The sequence below is a fragment of the Pseudomonas sp. TAA207 genome (genome assembly GCF_001529285.1).
GTDB lineage: Bacteria > Pseudomonadota > Gammaproteobacteria > Pseudomonadales > Pseudomonadaceae > Aquipseudomonas > Aquipseudomonas weihenstephanensis.
In genome coordinates this window covers 278,655-295,757 of the sequence record NZ_LLWJ01000072.1, presented here as the reverse complement: position 1 = coordinate 295,757, position 17,103 = coordinate 278,655, and the positions used below count along the sequence as shown (strand labels likewise).

Here is a 17,103-nt window from a genome sequence, read left to right as displayed (position 1 = left end):
AGGCCTGAGCGTCGTAAGACGTCAGGCCTGTTTGTCACTGTCGACGATTACACGCTGGCGTGTTTTTGCCACACCTTGGGCTTGAAGAACAACGTCTCGCCCCGTGCCAGGTCGGTGAGGCTGTCGTGGTCTTTAACCACCTCCACTTCGATCAGCTCGCTCTGACCCTCAACTTTCAATGTCACCCGGGTGGTCGCGCCCAATGGGCGAATGTCGCGTACCTGCGCGGCGTGATGGTCCTCTATCTCATGACGTGACAACGACACCTCATGCGGACGGAACAGCACATGTTGGTCTTCACCAATGTGCAGGCGGTTAGAGTCGCCCAGGAAGTGGTACACAAAATCGCTGGCCGGGTTTTCGTACACCTCCCCCGGTGAGCCGATTTGCTCGATCACGCCCTTGTTCATCACCACGATGCGGTCGGCCACTTCCATCGCCTCTTCCTGGTCGTGGGTCACGAACACTGAGGTCAGGTTGATGTCTTCGTGCAGGCGCGCCAACCAGCGGCGCAGCTCTTTACGGACCTTGGCATCGAGGGCGCCGAACGGTTCGTCCAGCAGCAGCACTTTAGGCTCTACGGCCAAGGCGCGAGCCAGGGCAATACGCTGGCGCTGCCCGCCCGAAAGCTGCTCGGGGTAGCGATCCGACAGCCAGTCCAGTTGCACCATGTTCAGCAGTTCGTGGACTTTTTCGGCGATGCGGGTTTCGCTTGGGCGTTCTTTTTTCGGCTTCATGCGCAGGCCGAACGCAACGTTGTCAAACACCGTCATGTGGCGAAACAGCGCGTAATGCTGGAACACAAAACCGACGTTGCGATCGCGCACGTCATGCCCGGAGACGTCTTCGCCGTGGAACACGATGTTGCCTTCGTCCGGGGTTTCGAGGCCGGCGATGATGCGCAGCAAGGTGGTTTTGCCACAGCCCGAAGGGCCAAGCAGGGCCACCAGCTCGCCGCTCTGGATGTCCAGGTTGATGCTGTTCAGCGCCTTGAAGGCATTGAAGTTCTTGCTGACGTTACGGACTTCGATCGACATGGTTTATTCCTCCGCGGCGCTGGCGCGCAGGCGGTTAATACGGGATTCGCTCCACTGCTTGAGCAGCAGGATGAAGAGCGCCAGGATCAGCAACAGGGTGGCCACAGCAAAGGCGGCGACGTGGTTGTATTCGTTGTAGAGGATCTCGACGTGCAGCGGCAGGGTGTTGGTCACCCCGCGAATGTGCCCGGACACCACCGAAACTGCACCGAATTCACCCATCGCCCGCGCCGTACACAGCACTACGCCGTAGATCAGGCCCCATTTGATGTTGGGCACGGTGACGTGCCAGAACATCTGCCAGCCGTTGGCGCCCAGCAGGCGTGCGGCCTCTTCTTCCTGGGTGCCCTGCTCTTGCATCAGCGGGATCAGTTCACGGGCCACGAAAGGCACGGTGACGAAGATGGTGGCGAGTACGATGCCCGGTAACGCAAATACGATCTGAATGTCGTGGTCTTGCAGCCACGGGCCGATAAAACCCTGCGCGCCAAACATCAACACGTAGACCAGACCTGCAATCACCGGTGACACCGAAAATGGCAGGTCGATCAGGGTCACGAGGATGCTTTTGCCGCGAAAGCTGTATTTGCTCACGCACCAGGCCGCGCTGACGCCGAACACCACGTTGAGCGGCACCGAGATGACCACGGCGATGATGGTCAGCTTCAAGGCCGACAGGGCATCGGGTTCAAGGATCGCGTCGAAGAACGCCCCGAAGCCCAGTTTCAGGCCCTGGGACACCACGATCAGCAATGGCAGCAGCAGGAACACGGTGAAAAACAACCAGCCGAAGCCGATCAACAGGCGGCGTGAGCGCGGGCTGCCACGGCGCGCCGCGTTGGCGACCGAGGACGTGCTCGAAATGGAGTTGGACATGGTCAGGCCTCCTTCACGGTTTTTCGATGCGGCGCTGAATCAGGTTGATCAGCAGCAGCAAAATGAAGGAAACCACCAGCATCATCACGCCAATGGCGGTGGCGCCGGTGTAGTCGTATTGGTCGAGTTTGACCATGATCAGCAACGGCAGGATTTCTGTTTTCATCGGCATGTTGCCCGCAATGAAAATCACCGAGCCGTACTCGCCGACGCCACGGGCAAAGGCCAGCGCAAAACCGGTCAACCAGGCAGGTAGCAGGGCGGGCACCAGAATGTAGCGGAACACTTGCAGCGGCTTGGCGCCGAGGCAGGCGGCGGCTTCTTCGATTTCACGCGGGATGTCGGCCAGTACCGGTTGCACGGTGCGCACCACAAACGGCAGCGTGACGAAGGTCAGCGCCAGGGTGATACCCATCGGGGTGTAGGCGATTTTAAAGCCCAGGTCGGCAGCAAACTGGCCGATCCAGCCATTGGGGGCGTAGAGCGCCGTCAAAGCAATCCCGGCCACGGCGGTCGGCAAGGCGAAAGGAAGGTCGATCATCGCGTCGATCACTTTGCGCCCGGGGAAGGTGTAACGCACCAGGACCCAGGCCAGCACGGTGCCGATGATGCCGTTGATCAGCGCCGCGACAAAGGCGGTGCCGAAGCTCAATTTGAGCGCGGCCAGCACGCGAGGTGCGCTGATGATGGCCCAAAACTGGTCCCAGGTCAGTTGCGCGGCATGTACGAACATGGCGGCCAGCGGGATCAGCACAATCAGACTGAGGTACACCAAGGTGTAGCCCAGTGTCAGCCCGAAGCCGGGTATGACGGGGGAGATACGACGCGACATAAAAGTCCTTGTTTAACGCACGAAGCCCGCAAACCAATTGCGGGCTTAATGTTCTAGCTTTCAGCGATGCCAAATGGCCCCGCCCCACAGGTTATTGCGCCTGGTAGATCTGGTCGAACACGCCACCGTCATTGAAGAATTTCGGTTGAGCAGTCTTCCAGCCGCCGAAGTCTTTGTCGATAGTGACAAGCTCCAGCTTGGGAAACTGTTGTGCGTATTTGGCCGCGACCTTTTCATCACGCGGGCGGTAGAAATTTTTGGCAGCAATTTCTTGTCCGGCCGGGCTGTACAGGTGTTCGAGGTACGCTTTAGCGATCTCGGCATTGCCCTTCTTGTCGGCGTTTTTGTCGACCACGGCCACAGGAGGCTCCGCCAGAATCGACAGTGAAGGCACGACAATGTCGAACTTGTCAGCGCCGCCGTCTTCTTTCAGGGCCAGGAACGCTTCGTTTTCCCATGCGAGCAGCACGTCACCCTGACCGTTGTTGACGAAGGTAATGGTCGAGCCGCGTGCGCCGGTGTCCAGCACCGGGACGTGTTTGAACAGGGTTTGAACGTACTCTTTGGCCTTGGCTTCGTCGCCACCGTTAGCCTTGAGGCCATAAGCGTAGGCTGCGAGGAAGTTCCAGCGCGCGCCGCCGCTGGTTTTGGGGTTCGGGGTAATCACCGATACGCCGTCTTTGGTCAGGTCGCCCCAGTCCTTGATGCCTTTGGGGTTGCCCTTGCGCACCAGGAACACGATGGTTGAGGTGTACGGGGTGCTGGCATCCGGCAGGCGGGTTTGCCAGTTTTCCGGGAGCAAGCCTTTGTTCAGTTTGGCGATTTCGTCGATGTCACCGGCCAGCGCCAGGGTCACAACATCAGCACGCAGGCCATCAATCACGCCACGCGCTTGCTTGCCCGAACCACCGTGTGATTGCTGAATTTTGACGGTGTCGCCCGGATGACTTTGCTTCCAGAAGTTGGAGAATTCGGCGTTGTAATCCTGATACAGCTCACGGGTTGGATCGTAGGAGACGTTCAACAACTCGTAGTCTTTGGCCACAGCGGAGCCAGCAAAAATGGCACTGGCCAGCGCGGCCAAAGCGTAACGGCGTAGGGACATAGGTGAGGCTCCAAAACTGCGTGTGTTTTTAGTTGTTATGGGTGGCTCAAATGAGCGCTACGGGGTTCAGCTATTTTTTTGACCGGGGTTTTGCAGGCGGAATTTTTCTTTACGTTCGATCTGAACCACTTGTGCGTTGTGCACTGTGATTTCAACGGCACCGAAGCGCAGGTCTCGTAGCGCGCTCTGGATTTCCCGCAGAATGGTGGCTTCGTCCTGGCCGTCAACGCTACGCAGAGATGCGCTCATGGTGGTGCTCCTGAAAATAGGGGGTGCCGAGGGGGTGCTGGCGTGAAGGCAATAGTAGTGAGGCGCGATTATTCTTAAAAATACTATTTAAGAATGTTTATATAACTGAAATGTCATTTTTCATCTGGCTCGCTCGTTGCTGCACGGGCACGCAGGCTGCGATCGGCGGCAAAGCGGTTGTAAATCAAACCGTTGGAAGTGGCAGAGCGGTTCAGAGAGCAGGCTCAAGTGCGGCTTGGGCGCGCTATCGCAGCCGGCGTGTCCGTGCAACGACTACAGGTTACGTCTAGGCTCTCACTGCCCCCGCGGGTCCATCATGGCGAGAACTGCCACTGGACAGACCGCCCAACTAAGCTCACCTTAGAGCCGTTGTCGTCTCTTCCTGCATAGTCTGGAGTCCTTATGTCGTTTACCCCTGAATTGGTTGCCGAACTGGAAGTCCTTGCACTGTTTGATCTGAACAGCACTCAAGAGGGTCTGAAAGTCCATCAAGATGCTGACAAGAACCTGATTGCAGCCGCCAAACGCCTCCACGAAAAAGACCTCATCACTCAAGCTGACGGCGGTTACCTCACCAGTCTGGGGCGTGATGCTGTCGAGCATGTACAAACGCTGTTGTCCATTCTGACCTCCAAGCCTTTTGTTGCCGTTCGACTGGCAGAGCTTGCCTGACGCCACTGATCGCCCACGGAATCGCTCTGCTCATGAATGATTCCGCGGGCATACCTTCTGAGTAAGCAAAAAATCTGACGCCAAAAGAGCTTTCCTCCTAAGGTTTTTCGCCCTCTCGCTGTAGACTCCTTCCTACGTTGCCTCCCTCCTCTTTCTCGCCTGGCGAGCCGGTTTGAGTTCGATATGACGCGCACCCAGGAAATTCAGATCAATCTGAATGAAGGTATAGATCGGCAGACACTCACTCATTTGCGCGAGAGGTTTCTGCGCGTCAATCAGGGGCGACTGCTGCGCGCACTGGAAGGTTTGACCCCGCGTCAGCAAACGGTTTTAAGCCTGCTGCCTCTTTTTTTCCATGTGAACCATCCCTTATTGCCCGGTTATGTGTCCGGTAGCACCCCTGCCGGGGTGGCCGGTTATGAGCCAGACACACTCAGCCTCGCCGAAGCCCAGCGCCTGACCCGCTCCTTTTCATATAAAGCGCGCACGCCCACGACGGCGTTGCCGATTCATGGCCTGTTTTTGATGGGCAGCCTCGGCACGCTGGCCCAGACCGATCAGAGTGATATGGATGTGTGGGTCTGTCATGGGCCGGACCTTGGCGAGTCGGCGCTCGATGAGTTGCGTAAAAAATGCCAATTGCTGGAGGCATGGGCGGCGGGGCTGGGGGCGGATGCCCATTTCTTTTTGATTGACGGGCAACGCTTTGCGCTCGGTGAGCGTGATGCCCGCTTAAGCACGGATGACTGCGGTACGACGCAGCATTACTTGCTGCTGGATGAGTTTTATCGCACCGCCATCTGGCTCGCGGGCCGTACGCCAATGTGGTGGTGGGTGCCCGCGTGTGAAGAATCACACTACGCGCAATTCACTCACACGTTGCTCTCCAAGCGCTTTATTCGAGCCGATGAGGCCGTCGATCTTGGGCATTTGGCGCGCATTCCGCCGGGGGAATTCGTCGGTGCTGGCTTGTGGCAGTTGTTCAAAGGCATTGAGTCACCCTACAAGTCGGTGCTCAAGCTGCTGCTGATTGAGGTGTATGCCAGCGAACACCCGAAGGTTGAGTGCCTGAGCCTGCGTTTCAAACAATCGGTGTACGCCAATCAGTTAGACCTCGATGAGCTGGACCCCTACGTGGTGGTGTACCGGCGCATTGAGCAGTACCTCAAGGCGCGTGGCGATGTGGATCGGCTGGAGCTGGTGCGCCGCAGCCTGTACTTGAAAGTGAACCGTAAGCTGACCGCCAGCATCGCCCAGCGCGGCACACAGTGGCAGCGCCAGTTACTGGCGCGATTGACCACAGAATGGGGCTGGGATCAGCGCCAATTGGCGTGGCTCGACAGTCGTCCCCTGTGGAAGGCCGAGCAGGCCATTCACGAGCGCCGGGCGTTGGTGCATGAGTTGAATTACAGCTATCGGTTTTTAAGCCAGTTTGCCCGTGATGAACAGGCGGCAGGCTTGACCAATAAGCGTGACTTGAATGTGTTGGGCCGCCGGTTGTATGCCGCGTTTGAGCGTAAGGCGGGCAAGGTTGATCACATCAATCCGGGTATCGCGCCCAACCTGGCGCAAGACCTGCTGACGCTGGTGCACTCCCCCAATAAAAAAGAACCCGGTGAGCACCATTGGGGGGTGTATCGCGGCAATCTGGCGGTGCATGAGTGGGAACATACGCCCGCCATCCGGCGCAGCCCTGCGCTGCTGGAGTTGCTTGCCTGGTGCCATCGCAATGGGGTGATCGACAGCAGCACCCGCTTGGCGTTGAACCCGGGCAGTACGGATGTTACTGAGTATGAGCTGTTTAACCTGTTGGGCTGCTTGCAGCAGCTGATCGTCTTACCGCTGGCAGCGGTCGATGAAACGCAATTGCTGCGGCCCAGCATCCCGGCGCAGGTGCTGATCGTGGTTAACGTCGGGATTGACCCGCTCAAGCACCACCGGGAAATGAACATTGTGATGACCACCGAGCGTACCGACTCGCTGAGTTACGCCGGGGTGCGCGAAAACCTGGTGCTGACGCTGGATCAAGTCACGCTCAACAGCTGGAATGAAGTGATCGTCAGCCGCTTCGACGGCGAGCACGCATTGTTCGACTGCCTGAGCGATTACCTCAACGCCCAGCCGCACGGCCGTGAAACGCCTGAGTTGCGGGTGCGTTGTGTGTGCCATAACCGTGCGCAATTTATCGCGCATCGGGTGGAGGGCGTCTTCAATACGGCGCAAGCCTTGCGTTTGAGCGGGCGCGCCGTGAGTTATGTGGTGCAAGTGGAGCAGCGTTTTCACGTCATGGAGCTGACGAGAGGCGAAGTGCGCCATGTGGCGCTGGCCGACAGCGCCGCGCTGGTGGGGTATTTGAGCCAGAGCGTGCCGGCTTATCGGGCTGTGCATCTGGATGCGATGGCGTTGGGCGAGCATGACCTTGGGTTGATGCTGCCCAAAGCAAAACCTGGCGCGATTCAGGTGTTTTACCGGCTCAATGACGGGCGTGCCGAGTTGACCGTGCTCGATGAGTGCAATGTGGTGTGGCAGCAAACAGTCCCTTTCCATGACGAATTGAGCTTGTTGGTGCCGCTGCAACGGTTCGTGCAAGCGTTGTTGTTTCGCCGTGAAGCCTGCCAACCGCTTGAGGAGGACAACCCAGTGGCTGCACTTGAGGTGTTGTATTACCAGATATTGCCTTCAGGCACTGGCCGTGCGCGTAGCATCGAAGCCCGGCGCGCACCGGTCAGCCCGGCGAACAGCGCCTATTACGAGGTGCAGGCGATCATCGGCAAGGGCGCTCATGGTGGGCAATGGGTCACGTTGTATTGCAATCAGCGTGAGTTCAGCCAAATGGACCATGGCGATCAGCTGTATGGCGCGGTGGCGCGAGAGATTATCGGGCAGCGCCGCGAAACCGAGCGCTACCGCTGTTACATCACTGATCTGGATTTGTCGGGGCTGTTGGGCGAAAGCCACAGCCCGAGCCATCTATACCTGCGCTACAAGGCGGATCTGGAGCAGGCGCTCAACGAGGCGCTGGCGCAGGTCTGAGGCTTAGGCCGGGAAAGGGCCGCCGTCTTTGGGCTGGTCTTCAACAGCCAGCAGTTCCATCTTCAGGGTTTTACCGCCCGGTGCTGGCCAATCGATGTGCTGACCGACTTGCAAGCCCAGCAAGGCGCTGCCCACCGGCGCGAGGATCGAAATTTTGCCTTCGTCCGCGTTGGCGTCCTTGGGGTAAACCAGCGTCAGGTGGTAATCCTTGCCGCTGCTCTGTTCGCGGCAGTGCACGCGCGAGTTCATGGTGACGACATCGGCGGGCACTTCATCGTGGCCTACGAGGGTTTCGGCGCGATCAAGTTCGGCTTGCAGGGCAACAACGCCCGGCAACGTGTCATCCAGTTTGTCGATCAGTTGCTCAAGACGTTGCACGTCCAGGCGAGTGAGCGTGATGGCGGGTGAAGTGGTCATGACCTGGCAGACTCCTTTTTTCTGCACGAAAAAGCAAAACCCCGCCAGAAAATGGCGGGGTTTTGACCAACCTCGTTAGTGCGAGGCGAACCCGGACACTACCACAGCAAAATAAATACACAAGCCAGAGGGGGTCGCTGAGACTCGCTCGCACCTATAGCTGAATGTAGTCTTGGCGTTGCCGGGCCTGTTCACAGATGACCCGGCGCCGCTGGTCGTCAGCCGAGCGCCACTCACGGATGTCTTCGACATGGCGAAAGCAGCCCAGACAGACTTTTTGTTCATCCAGCCGGCAAGTGCTGATGCAAGGCGACGGCACTGCCGGACTGACGTTGCTGTAGAGCGGTTTTGCGGGTTTAGCAGGAGCAGTCACGTTTAGATCTCGTTAAAATCCAGCTCGACGCCGGTGTGTTCCTCGGTCAGGCGCTGAACCACCTCACTCAATAGTTCATCAGAACTGTGGCATTTCCAGCGTGACTCTTCTTCGTCGTACTCGAAGTGAAAGCCACCTGCGCGTGCAGCCAGCCAGAGCTGTCGTAGCGGTTCCTGGCGGCTGAAAATCAGTTGCGCGCCGCCCTCAAACTCGACCGTCAGTACACCGGCCGAGTTCTCAAGGTCCAGGTCCAGACCGCTCTCATCAAAAACGTCTTCCAGGTTTTGCTGGGTTGCATCGACCAGATCGTGGAAACGGGCTTCAGTCAAACTCATGGTGGAACCTCGTAATGTCTAGTCATGCTCGGAGCTCGCAAGATACGGGCGCTCCAGACCGATTGCAAACCCCAACTGAGCGCTGGTCACAGCACCACTGATTATCCACACAGGCTGTTTTGCCCGACCGCTCTGGCGCATAGGCAAGCTGGTAGGTGCTCGGTATACTCGGGCGCAATTAATGCTTTTCAAAGGATTTCGCCATGAAGCGCCTGATCTCTTCTATTGCTGCACTGGTTGCGGTTGCTTGCCTTGTTTCTGCCTGTGGTCAAAAAGGCCCGCTGTATCTGCCAGACGACAGCCAGTCCCCTGATGACCAAGCGAAGTCGTCGCAATCGCAAGCGCACAAGCACCAATAAGGGAACACCATGGACGCTTTTAACTACCGGGACGGCGAGTTATTCGCCGAAGGTGTCGCGCTGACGGCCATTGCCGAGCGTTTTGGTACACCGACTTACGTCTATTCCCGGGCGCACATCGAGGCGCAATACAACGCTTTCGCCGACGCTTTGCAGGGCATGCCGCACTTGGTGTGTTTTGCAGTAAAAGCCAACTCCAACCTGGGTGTACTCAATGTCCTGGCGCGTGTGGGCGCCGGTTTTGACATCGTGTCCCGCGGCGAACTGGAGCGTGTGCTGGCGGCGGGCGGTTCGGCCGACAAAATCGTGTTTTCGGGTGTCGGCAAGACCCGCGATGACATGCGCCGCGCGCTCGAAGTGGGCGTGCACTGCTTCAATGTCGAGTCCACCGACGAGCTTGAACGTTTGCAAATTGTTGCTGCCGAAATGGGCGTGCGTGCGCCGATCTCGCTGCGCGTTAACCCGGATGTCGATGCAGGCACTCACCCGTACATTTCCACCGGCCTCAAAGAAAACAAATTCGGTATCGCCATTGCGGATGCCGAAGACGTGTACATCCGCGCCGCGCAATTGCCCAACCTTGAAGTGATCGGCGTCGATTGCCATATCGGTTCGCAACTGACCACGCTCGATCCGTTTATCGACGCGCTCGACCGCCTGCTGGCACTGATCGACCGTTTGAGCGATTGCGGCATTTACCTGCGCCACATTGACCTGGGTGGCGGCCTGGGCGTGCGTTATCGCGACGAAGAGCCACCGTTGGCCGCCGATTACATCAAGGCGGTGCGCGAGCGTATCGAAGGCCGAGAGCTGGCGCTGGTGTTTGAGCCGGGGCGCTTCATCGTCGCTAACGCAGGCGTGCTGTTAACGCAGGTCGAATACCTCAAGCACACCGAACACAAAGACTTCGCCATTGTCGATGCGGCGATGAACGACTTGATCCGCCCGGCGCTGTATCAAGCCTGGATGGACGTGACTGCGGTTCGCCCGCGTGACACCGCAACCCGCGCCTACGACATCGTGGGCCCGATCTGCGAGACCGGTGACTTCCTGGCCAAAGACCGCCCGTTGGCGCTGGTCGAAGGTGACCTGCTGGCAGTGCATTCGGCCGGTGCTTATGGCTTTGTCATGAGCTCGAACTACAACACCCGTGGTCGTGCCGCCGAGATTCTGGTGGACGGCGATCAGGCGTTCGAAGTGCGTCGTCGCGAGACCGTTGCCGAGTTGTTTGCTGGCGAAAGCCTGCTGGCGGAGTGAACCCATGTTGCTGCGTTTTACCAAAATGCACGGCCTGGGCAATGACTTCATGGTTCTCGACCTGGTCAGCCAGCACGCGCACATCCTGCCCAAACACGCCAAGCAATGGGGTGACCGGCACACAGGCGTCGGCTTCGATCAATTACTGATCGTTGAAGCGCCCAGCAACCCGGAGGTGGATTTCCGTTATCGGATCTTCAACTCCGACGGTTCCGAAGTGGAGCAGTGCGGTAACGGTGCGCGCTGCTTTGCGCGTTTCGTGCTCGACAAGCGCCTGACCACCAAGCGCCAGATCAAGGTCGAAACCAAAAGCGGCATCATTGAACTGAACGTGCGCAGTGACGGGCAAATCAGCGTCGACATGGGCCCGCCGCGTCTGGTACCGGCCGACATCCCGTTCGTGGCGGATGCGCAGGCGTTGAGCTATGACGTGGACGTTGACGGCCAGACCGTGCAGTTGGCCGCCGTCTCAATGGGCAACCCGCATGCGGTGTTGCGCGTCGACGACATCAATGCCGCGCCCGTGCACGAATTGGGCCCCAAAATCGAACATCACCCGCGCTTCCCGGCCCGGGTCAATGTCGGCTTTCTTCACGTCATTGATCGTCATCGCGCGCAATTGCGTGTGTGGGAACGTGGCGCCGGGGAAACCCAGGCCTGCGGCACCGGCGCCTGTGCGGCAGCGGTGGCCGCGATCAGCCAGGGCTGGATGCATTCGCCCGTGACGCTGGACCTGCCCGGTGGTCGCCTGACCATTGAATGGGAAGGCCCGGGGCGCTCGGTGATCATGACCGGCCCGGCGATGCGGGTTTACGAAGGACAAGTCCGTTTATGAGCGAGCGCATACGATGAGCGACCAGCCACAGCCAGCAGACCTCGACATTCTTGATCAAAGCCCTGAGGCTGCGGCCGTGGCGGCCTACCTCCAGGCGCATCCAGACTTCTTCAGCCAGCGTGAAGAGTTGTTGCTGACGCAGCGCATTCCTCACCAGCGCGGCGATACGGTGTCGCTGGTCGAGCGCCAACTGGAACTGTTGCGCGGTCGCAATATCGAGATGCGCCATCGTTTATCGCAGTTGATGGACGTGGCCCGCGACAACGACCGGCTCTTTGAAAAAACCCGTCGCCTGAACCTGGCGTTGATGGATGCCACCAGCCTTGAAGACTTGGTGATCGCCGTCGAAGACAGTTTGCGTCAGGACTTTCAGGTGCCTTTCGTAAGCCTGGTGCTGTTTGGCGATAACCCGATGCCGGTTGGCCGTTGGGTGAACAGTGCCGACGCCCAGCGCGCTTTGGGTGGCTTGCTGACCGAAGGCAAGGCGGTGAGCGGCAGCTTGCGTGAGCACGAGCTGGACTTCCTGTTTGGCGAAGAGCAGCGCAAACAAATCGGCTCGACCGCGGTGGTCGCACTCAATCATCTGGGCCTGCATGGCGTTCTGGCGGTTGCCAGCCGTGACCCGCAGCATTACAAAAGTTCGGTGGGCACCTTGTTCCTCAGCTACATCGCGCAAGTGCTCGGCCGTGTGTTACCGCGCTTTACCAACGCCCTGCGCTCGGTGCGCTAGGCATGGAACGGCAATTGGACGCTTACTGCACCCACCTGCGCAGTGAGCGCCAAGTGTCGCCTCACACGCTTGAAGCCTACCGCCGTGACCTGGGCAAGGTGTTGGCGTTTTGCAATAAAGAATCAATCTGCAGTTGGTCAGCACTGGATATCCAGCGCCTGCGCCAGTTGGTGTCCCGCCTGCATCAGCAAGGGCAGTCTTCACCCAGCATTGCGCGACTGCTGTCGGCGGTGCGCGGGCTTTATCACTACCTCAACCGCGAAGGCCTGTGCGACCACGACCCGGCCAATGGTCTGGCACCGCCCAAGGGTGAACGGCGCCTGCCCAAAACCCTCGACACCGACCGTGCCCTGCAACTGCTGGAAGGCGCAGTGGAGGAGGATTTTCTGGCATTGCGTGATCAGGCCATTCTGGAGTTGTTTTACTCCTCCGGGCTGCGCTTGTCGGAGCTGACCGGTCTGAATATGGATCAGCTGGATTTGGCTGACGGGCTGGTGCAAGTGTTGGGCAAGGGCAGCAAGACGCGTGTGCTGCCGGTCGGTAAAAAGGCCCGCGAGGCCTTGCAGGCCTGGTTACCTCTGCGGGCCCTGGCCAACCCGCAAGATGACGCGGTGTTTATCAGCCAGCGTGGTCGACGGCTTGGGCCGCGTGCGATTCAAATGCGGGTCAAGGCTGCGGGTGAGCGTGAGTTGGGACAAAACCTGCACCCGCACATGCTGCGCCATTCCTTTGCCAGCCATTTGCTAGAGTCCTCTCAGGATTTGCGGGCGGTGCAAGAACTGCTCGGGCATTCGGACATCAAAACGACGCAGATCTATACCCATCTGGACTTCCAGCATCTGGCTTCGGTCTACGACAGCGCCCACCCGCGGGCCAAACGCAGTAAGGGCAGTGAATGACAATTGAACTGGTTACCTTCGATCTTGACGACACCTTGTGGCACACCGCGCCGGTCATCGTGCGGGCCGAGACGGTATTGGGCGAGTGGCTAGCAGTACATGCACCAAAGTTGGGCGTTTTTGAGGTTGCGCACTTTCAAACCCTGCGCGAGCGGGTTTTGGGCGCGCAGCCGCAGTTAGAGCACCGAATCAGTGCGCTGCGCCGTCGGGTGTTGTTTCACGCGTTGCACGACGCGGGTTACCCGCAGGCGGATGCGCACACGTTGGCAGATCACGCTTTCGAGGTCTTCCTTGAGGCGCGGCATGCGCTTGAGGTGTTCGCCCAAGTTGAACCGACCTTGAGCGCGTTGGCCCGTGATTACGCGTTGGGCGTGGTCACCAATGGCAATGCGGACGTACGCCGCATCGGCCTGGGGCACCACTTTAAATTTGTGCTCTGTGCCGAGGACATTGGCATTGCCAAGCCCGATGCGCGGTTGTTCCATGAAGCATTGTCGCGAGGCGGCGTGCCAGCCCATGCGGCCGTGCACGTGGGTGATCACCCGGGCGATGATATTGCCGGTGCGCAGCAGGCAGGTTTGCGCGCGGTGTGGTTCAACCCTGGCGGCAAGTCGTGGAACGGTGATAAGCGCCCGGATGCCGAAATTGGCTGTTTGAGCGAGTTGGCACAGGTGCTCAAGCACCTTAAGTGAACGCCTTGCAGGGCTTTTGGCGTAGCGCGTCAGCGGCTACATGTCAGGTGCCCGCCAGGAAACGCTTCTCGCGCTCACAAAAAAGCCCGCAGCGACGGCGGGCTTTTTTCAAGCAAGCATCACACCCTTAGATAGGGCGGCTGCCGTACTTGTTATCAGGCTTCTTGGGTGGGTCTGCCACCACATTGGCCTCAACTTCCTGCACTTTGCCACCACGGGAAAGAAACTCCTCCATGGCGCGAGCCAGAGCATCACGCTCTTTATTCTTGGCTTCTACGCTGGGCAGGTCATCAACGGACACCGCAGCCTTGGATTTACCCTTGGCGACCGGAGCCGGTGCATCTTCGCCACCGTCGTCGTCAGCCACGTCATCCGCAGCAGCTTCCAGACCTTCTTCGGTTTCGTCTTCGTCACCTACTTCGAGGTCATCATTTTCCAGATCATCGTCGCTCATGTTCTACCCCATGACTTACGTAAAGCAGATTAGTTATAGACCAGCTACGGCCACTGTCGACTGCCGCTGGTGAAAAAGTAGCCCTGGATTACCCGTGGCTTACGCCTCGACGCCTTTGACGGCGGTAGGACTTTACAAGTGCCGTTGTAAGCATGGCGCTCGTTATATAAACACCTTGCCAAGTGCCCAATTAATAGCTTGCAACACTGGCCTTGAAGGCATGTGGAGATGCTCCGTGCCTTCGTCGTTCTTGGGGCGTTTTACTTCGCCCTTCGGCGCGCATTCTAGCGTGCTCAAGGAAAAAGCAAAGCAGCTAATAGTCGAGTTGTGCTGTAAGTCTTCGTCGCTTATTTCATCGTAGAACTGATCTCTCCTTAAAGGTGTAGGAAAAATCATTCTATTGGTGCGAATAGCGCCACATTCCAGGCAAAAAAATACCCGGCAAGCCGGGTATTTTTTCAAAGATTTTTTACAAGTTGTAGCCACGCTCGTTGTGTTGCGCGAGGTCGAGGCCGACCGCCTCTTCTTCTTCCGTCACGCGCAGACCCATCACGGCATCCAGCACTTTGAGAATGACGAAGGTGACGATTGCGGTGTAGACCACAGTGAAGGCGACGCCTTTGCACTGGATCCAGACTTGGGCCGCGATGTCGGTCACGGCGCCGAAGCCGCCCAGTGCGGGTGCTGCGAATACACCCGTGAGGATCGCGCCGACAATACCGCCCACACCGTGAACACCAAAGGCGTCCAGCGAATCGTCATAACCCAGTTTGCGTTTGAGGCTGGTGGCGCAGAAAAAGCAGATCACACCGGAGGCCAGGCCGATCACGATTGAACCCATTGGGCCGACGGTGCCCGCCGCCGGGGTGATGGCCACAAGACCCGCGACCACGCCTGACGCGATGCCCAGTGCACTTGGCTTGCCGTGGGTGATCCATTCGGCAAACATCCAGCCCAGTGCGGCAGCGGCGGTGGCGATTTGGGTCACGAGCATTGCCATGCCCGCCGTGCCGTTCGCTGCGGCAGCAGAGCCTGCGTTGAAGCCGAACCAGCCGATCCACAGCATTGCCGCGCCGACCAGGGTGTAACCGAGGTTATGCGGCGCCATTGGGGTGGTCGGGTAGCCTTTACGCTTGCCCAGCACGATGCACGCCACAAGGCCGGCAACACCTGCGTTGATGTGCACCACCGTGCCGCCCGCGAAATCGAGTACACCCCAGTCCCACATCAGGCCGCCGTTGCCGCTCCACACCATGTGTGCGATGGGCGCATACACCAGAGTGAACCACACACCCATGAAAATCAGCATGGCCGAGAACTTCATGCGCTCAGCAAACGCCCCGACGATCAGCGCTGGCGTGATGATGGCGAATGTCATCTGGAAGGTGATAAACACGGCTTCGGGAAACAGTGCGGTGGGCGAGGTCAGGCTGGCCGGCGTGACACCCGCGAGGAAGGCTTTGCCGAACCCGCCGATGAACGAGTTGAAGTTGGTGACGCCCTGCTCCATACCGGTGGTGTCGAACGTGATGCTGTAGCCATAAATGACCCACAGGATGCTGATCAGGCCGGTAATGGCGAAGCACTGCATCATCACAGAAAGAAGGTTTTTGGAGCGCACCATGCCGCCGTAGAACAGCGCCAGGCCGGGAATGGTCATAAACAGTACCAAAGCCGTTGCAGTCAGCATCCAGGCGGTGTCGCCGGAGTTGAGGGCTGGCGCAGCCACTTCGTCTGCCGCCATGGCCAGGCCAGGCATTACGACAGACAGCAGGGCTGCGAGCCCTGCGAATTTACGCAGAGTCATAGTGTTTTCTCCTGGGGCGTTGGGTTTGGCGGCTTAGATGGCGTCGGTATCGGTTTCGCCGGTACGGATGCGGATAGCCTGTTCCAGATTGACCACGAAAATCTTGCCATCACCGATCTTGCCGGTGTTGGCAGCCTTGGTTATCGCCTCGATAACCCGGTCAAGATCTTTGTCGTCGATGGCGACATCAATCTTCACCTTTGGCAGAAAATCGACCACGTACTCCGCGCCACGGTACAGCTCGGTGTGGCCTTTTTGCCGGCCGAAGCCTTTGACCTCAGTAACGGTAATGCCCTGCACGCCGATCTCGGACAGCGACTCGCGCACGTCGTCTAACTTGAACGGTTTGATAATGGCGGTGACTAGCTTCATGAAACTTCTCCCGAATTGGTGGACTTGCCCCAGGAAAACAAACCCGGGCCAAGTCTAAGCGCAGTGTCTGGCTTTGTAACGCGCCGTCAGCCTTCTTCAGGCCGCACTGCGCGAGTTAATCGCTGGCGACGAAAACATGCCTTGAACCACCTGGCGCACTGCCTTCGTCACAGCGACTGCATCAGTGCATGAGTCATAGGCGACTAAGCAGAAACCTTGCCATGTCTGGAAATTTCAGCAATTACAGGTGGTTATCGACACAAGGTGGCGTTTGGCCTGTTTGCAGGCGGATTTTGCGCACAAAAACAGTGCGCGTGCGGCGCGGCCAGTGCTCAAAACTGTGCAGCGGCCCCTGCACCGTGAGCGTCGAACCCCCGTGATACACTCGCCGCCATCAGTTTTAAGGACCTTACCCATGCTCGCGCCCAAAGATTTTCTCGATGCCCTGAGTGGCCATGCATCACGTTTATTCAGCGGCGACACCGCGCTGCCGCGCAACGAAATCGAAAGCCAGTTCAAAGCGCTGCTGCAAAGTGGCTTCAGCAAACTCGACTTGGTAAGCCGTGAAGAATTTGACAGCCAAATGGTTGTCCTGGCCCGTACTCGGGCGCGTCTTGAAAGCCTGGAAGCGAAAGTCGCAGCGCTGGAAGCCCGCTTGCTGCCACCCGCGCAGTAACACCCAGGCGCAGGGTTGGATGCAATCCTTGCGCGCCGCACGCTCTAGGCCCTGCGTATTGAGAACGGAGACGCCCGTCCCTGTTCTCAAGCA

General features: G+C 58.7%; 20 protein-coding genes. 9 read left to right on the top strand and 11 right to left on the bottom strand.

Annotated elements, in window-relative coordinates; translation table 11 throughout:
- Positions 1–47: 47 nt before the first annotated feature.
- The 5 genes from AP059_RS21100 to oscA form a co-directional block, all read right to left on the bottom strand.
- Positions 48–1,037 carry a sulfate/molybdate ABC transporter ATP-binding protein gene (locus tag AP059_RS21100; protein ID WP_059766023.1) on the bottom strand — a complete coding sequence of 330 codons (990 nt, stop codon included), beginning with the start codon at positions 1,035–1,037 and terminating at the stop codon, positions 48–50.
- A gap of 3 nt (positions 1,038–1,040) precedes the next feature.
- Entirely contained in the window at positions 1,041–1,913 is an 873-nt protein-coding gene (cysW, locus tag AP059_RS21095) for a sulfate ABC transporter permease subunit CysW (RefSeq protein ID WP_048363802.1), read from the bottom strand.
- Positions 1,914–1,926: 13 nt separating this feature from the next.
- Positions 1,927–2,745: a sulfate ABC transporter permease subunit CysT gene (gene cysT / locus AP059_RS21090; RefSeq protein WP_048363803.1), complete on the bottom strand. Its 819-nt coding sequence runs from the start codon at positions 2,743–2,745 to the stop codon at positions 1,927–1,929.
- Between the two features lie 91 nt (positions 2,746–2,836).
- On the bottom strand, positions 2,837–3,850 hold the full coding sequence (locus tag AP059_RS21085) for a sulfate ABC transporter substrate-binding protein (protein WP_059766021.1): 1,014 nt from the start codon (positions 3,848–3,850) through the stop codon (positions 2,837–2,839).
- Positions 3,851–3,916: 66 nt separating this feature from the next.
- Entirely contained in the window at positions 3,917–4,099 is a 183-nt protein-coding gene (oscA, locus tag AP059_RS21080) for a sulfur starvation response protein OscA (RefSeq protein ID WP_047278876.1), read from the bottom strand.
- Between the two features lie 402 nt (positions 4,100–4,501).
- On the opposite strand from oscA, the gene AP059_RS21075 reads away from it, so the two are divergent.
- Positions 4,502–4,771, top strand: a complete 270-nt coding sequence (locus AP059_RS21075) for a TIGR02647 family protein (RefSeq protein WP_059766019.1) — start codon at positions 4,502–4,504, stop codon at positions 4,769–4,771.
- 183 nt (positions 4,772–4,954) lie between these two features.
- Complete coding sequence (locus AP059_RS21070) at positions 4,955–7,804, top strand: class I adenylate cyclase (RefSeq protein ID WP_059766017.1); 2,850 nt, start codon at positions 4,955–4,957, stop codon at positions 7,802–7,804.
- A gap of 3 nt (positions 7,805–7,807) precedes the next feature.
- Here AP059_RS21070 and rnk read toward each other — a convergent pair whose 3' ends face one another.
- The 3 genes from rnk to cyaY all read right to left on the bottom strand — a co-directional run bounded on the left by rnk (position 7,808) and on the right by cyaY (position 8,929).
- Entirely contained in the window at positions 7,808–8,221 is a 414-nt protein-coding gene (gene rnk, locus AP059_RS21065; RefSeq protein ID WP_059766014.1) for a nucleoside diphosphate kinase regulator, read from the bottom strand.
- Between the two features lie 154 nt (positions 8,222–8,375).
- Complete coding sequence (locus AP059_RS21060) at positions 8,376–8,594, bottom strand: DUF1289 domain-containing protein (protein ID WP_059766011.1); 219 nt, start codon at positions 8,592–8,594, stop codon at positions 8,376–8,378.
- Positions 8,595–8,596: 2 nt separating this feature from the next.
- Positions 8,597–8,929, bottom strand: a complete 333-nt coding sequence (cyaY, locus tag AP059_RS21055; protein ID WP_059766010.1) for an iron donor protein CyaY — start codon at positions 8,927–8,929, stop codon at positions 8,597–8,599.
- A gap of 203 nt (positions 8,930–9,132) precedes the next feature.
- Between cyaY and lptM the strand changes: the two genes are divergently transcribed.
- From lptM to AP059_RS21030, 6 genes are read left to right on the top strand one after another with little or no spacing between them, the layout of a single operon-like run.
- A complete protein-coding gene (gene lptM / locus AP059_RS22160) occupies positions 9,133–9,288 on the top strand; it encodes an LPS translocon maturation chaperone LptM (protein ID WP_048363810.1) in 156 nt (51 codons plus the stop codon).
- Positions 9,289–9,297: 9 nt separating this feature from the next.
- Entirely contained in the window at positions 9,298–10,545 is a 1,248-nt protein-coding gene (gene lysA / locus AP059_RS21050; RefSeq protein WP_059766007.1) for a diaminopimelate decarboxylase, read from the top strand.
- Positions 10,546–10,549: 4 nt separating this feature from the next.
- The gene (dapF, locus tag AP059_RS21045; RefSeq protein WP_048363812.1) at positions 10,550–11,380 is read left to right on the top strand and encodes a diaminopimelate epimerase; all 831 of its coding nucleotides are present in this window, start codon (positions 10,550–10,552) and stop codon (positions 11,378–11,380) included.
- Between the two features lie 13 nt (positions 11,381–11,393).
- Positions 11,394–12,110: a DUF484 family protein gene (locus AP059_RS21040; protein WP_059766004.1), complete on the top strand. Its 717-nt coding sequence runs from the start codon at positions 11,394–11,396 to the stop codon at positions 12,108–12,110.
- Between the two features lie 2 nt (positions 12,111–12,112).
- Entirely contained in the window at positions 12,113–13,009 is an 897-nt protein-coding gene (gene xerC, locus AP059_RS21035; RefSeq protein WP_059766002.1) for a tyrosine recombinase XerC, read from the top strand.
- Positions 13,006–13,701: an HAD family hydrolase gene (locus AP059_RS21030; RefSeq protein WP_059766000.1), complete on the top strand. Its 696-nt coding sequence runs from the start codon at positions 13,006–13,008 to the stop codon at positions 13,699–13,701. The genes xerC and AP059_RS21030 overlap by 4 nt, the downstream gene beginning before the upstream one ends.
- 127 nt (positions 13,702–13,828) lie before the next feature.
- Here the strand turns inward: AP059_RS21030 and sutA are convergent, their stop codons facing one another.
- The 3 genes from sutA to glnK all read right to left on the bottom strand — a co-directional run bounded on the left by sutA (position 13,829) and on the right by glnK (position 16,334).
- A complete protein-coding gene (gene sutA, locus AP059_RS21025) occupies positions 13,829–14,155 on the bottom strand; it encodes a transcriptional regulator SutA (RefSeq protein ID WP_059765998.1) in 327 nt (108 codons plus the stop codon).
- Between the two features lie 469 nt (positions 14,156–14,624).
- A complete protein-coding gene (locus AP059_RS21015) occupies positions 14,625–15,962 on the bottom strand; it encodes an ammonium transporter (protein WP_059765994.1) in 1,338 nt (445 codons plus the stop codon).
- 33 nt (positions 15,963–15,995) lie between these two features.
- Positions 15,996–16,334 carry a P-II family nitrogen regulator gene (gene glnK / locus AP059_RS21010; protein ID WP_002555808.1) on the bottom strand — a complete coding sequence of 113 codons (339 nt, stop codon included), beginning with the start codon at positions 16,332–16,334 and terminating at the stop codon, positions 15,996–15,998.
- Between the two features lie 415 nt (positions 16,335–16,749).
- Between glnK and AP059_RS21005 the strand changes: the two genes are divergently transcribed.
- On the top strand, positions 16,750–17,010 hold the full coding sequence (locus AP059_RS21005) for an accessory factor UbiK family protein (RefSeq protein ID WP_059765992.1): 261 nt from the start codon (positions 16,750–16,752) through the stop codon (positions 17,008–17,010).
- Positions 17,011–17,103: the final 93 nt, after the last annotated feature.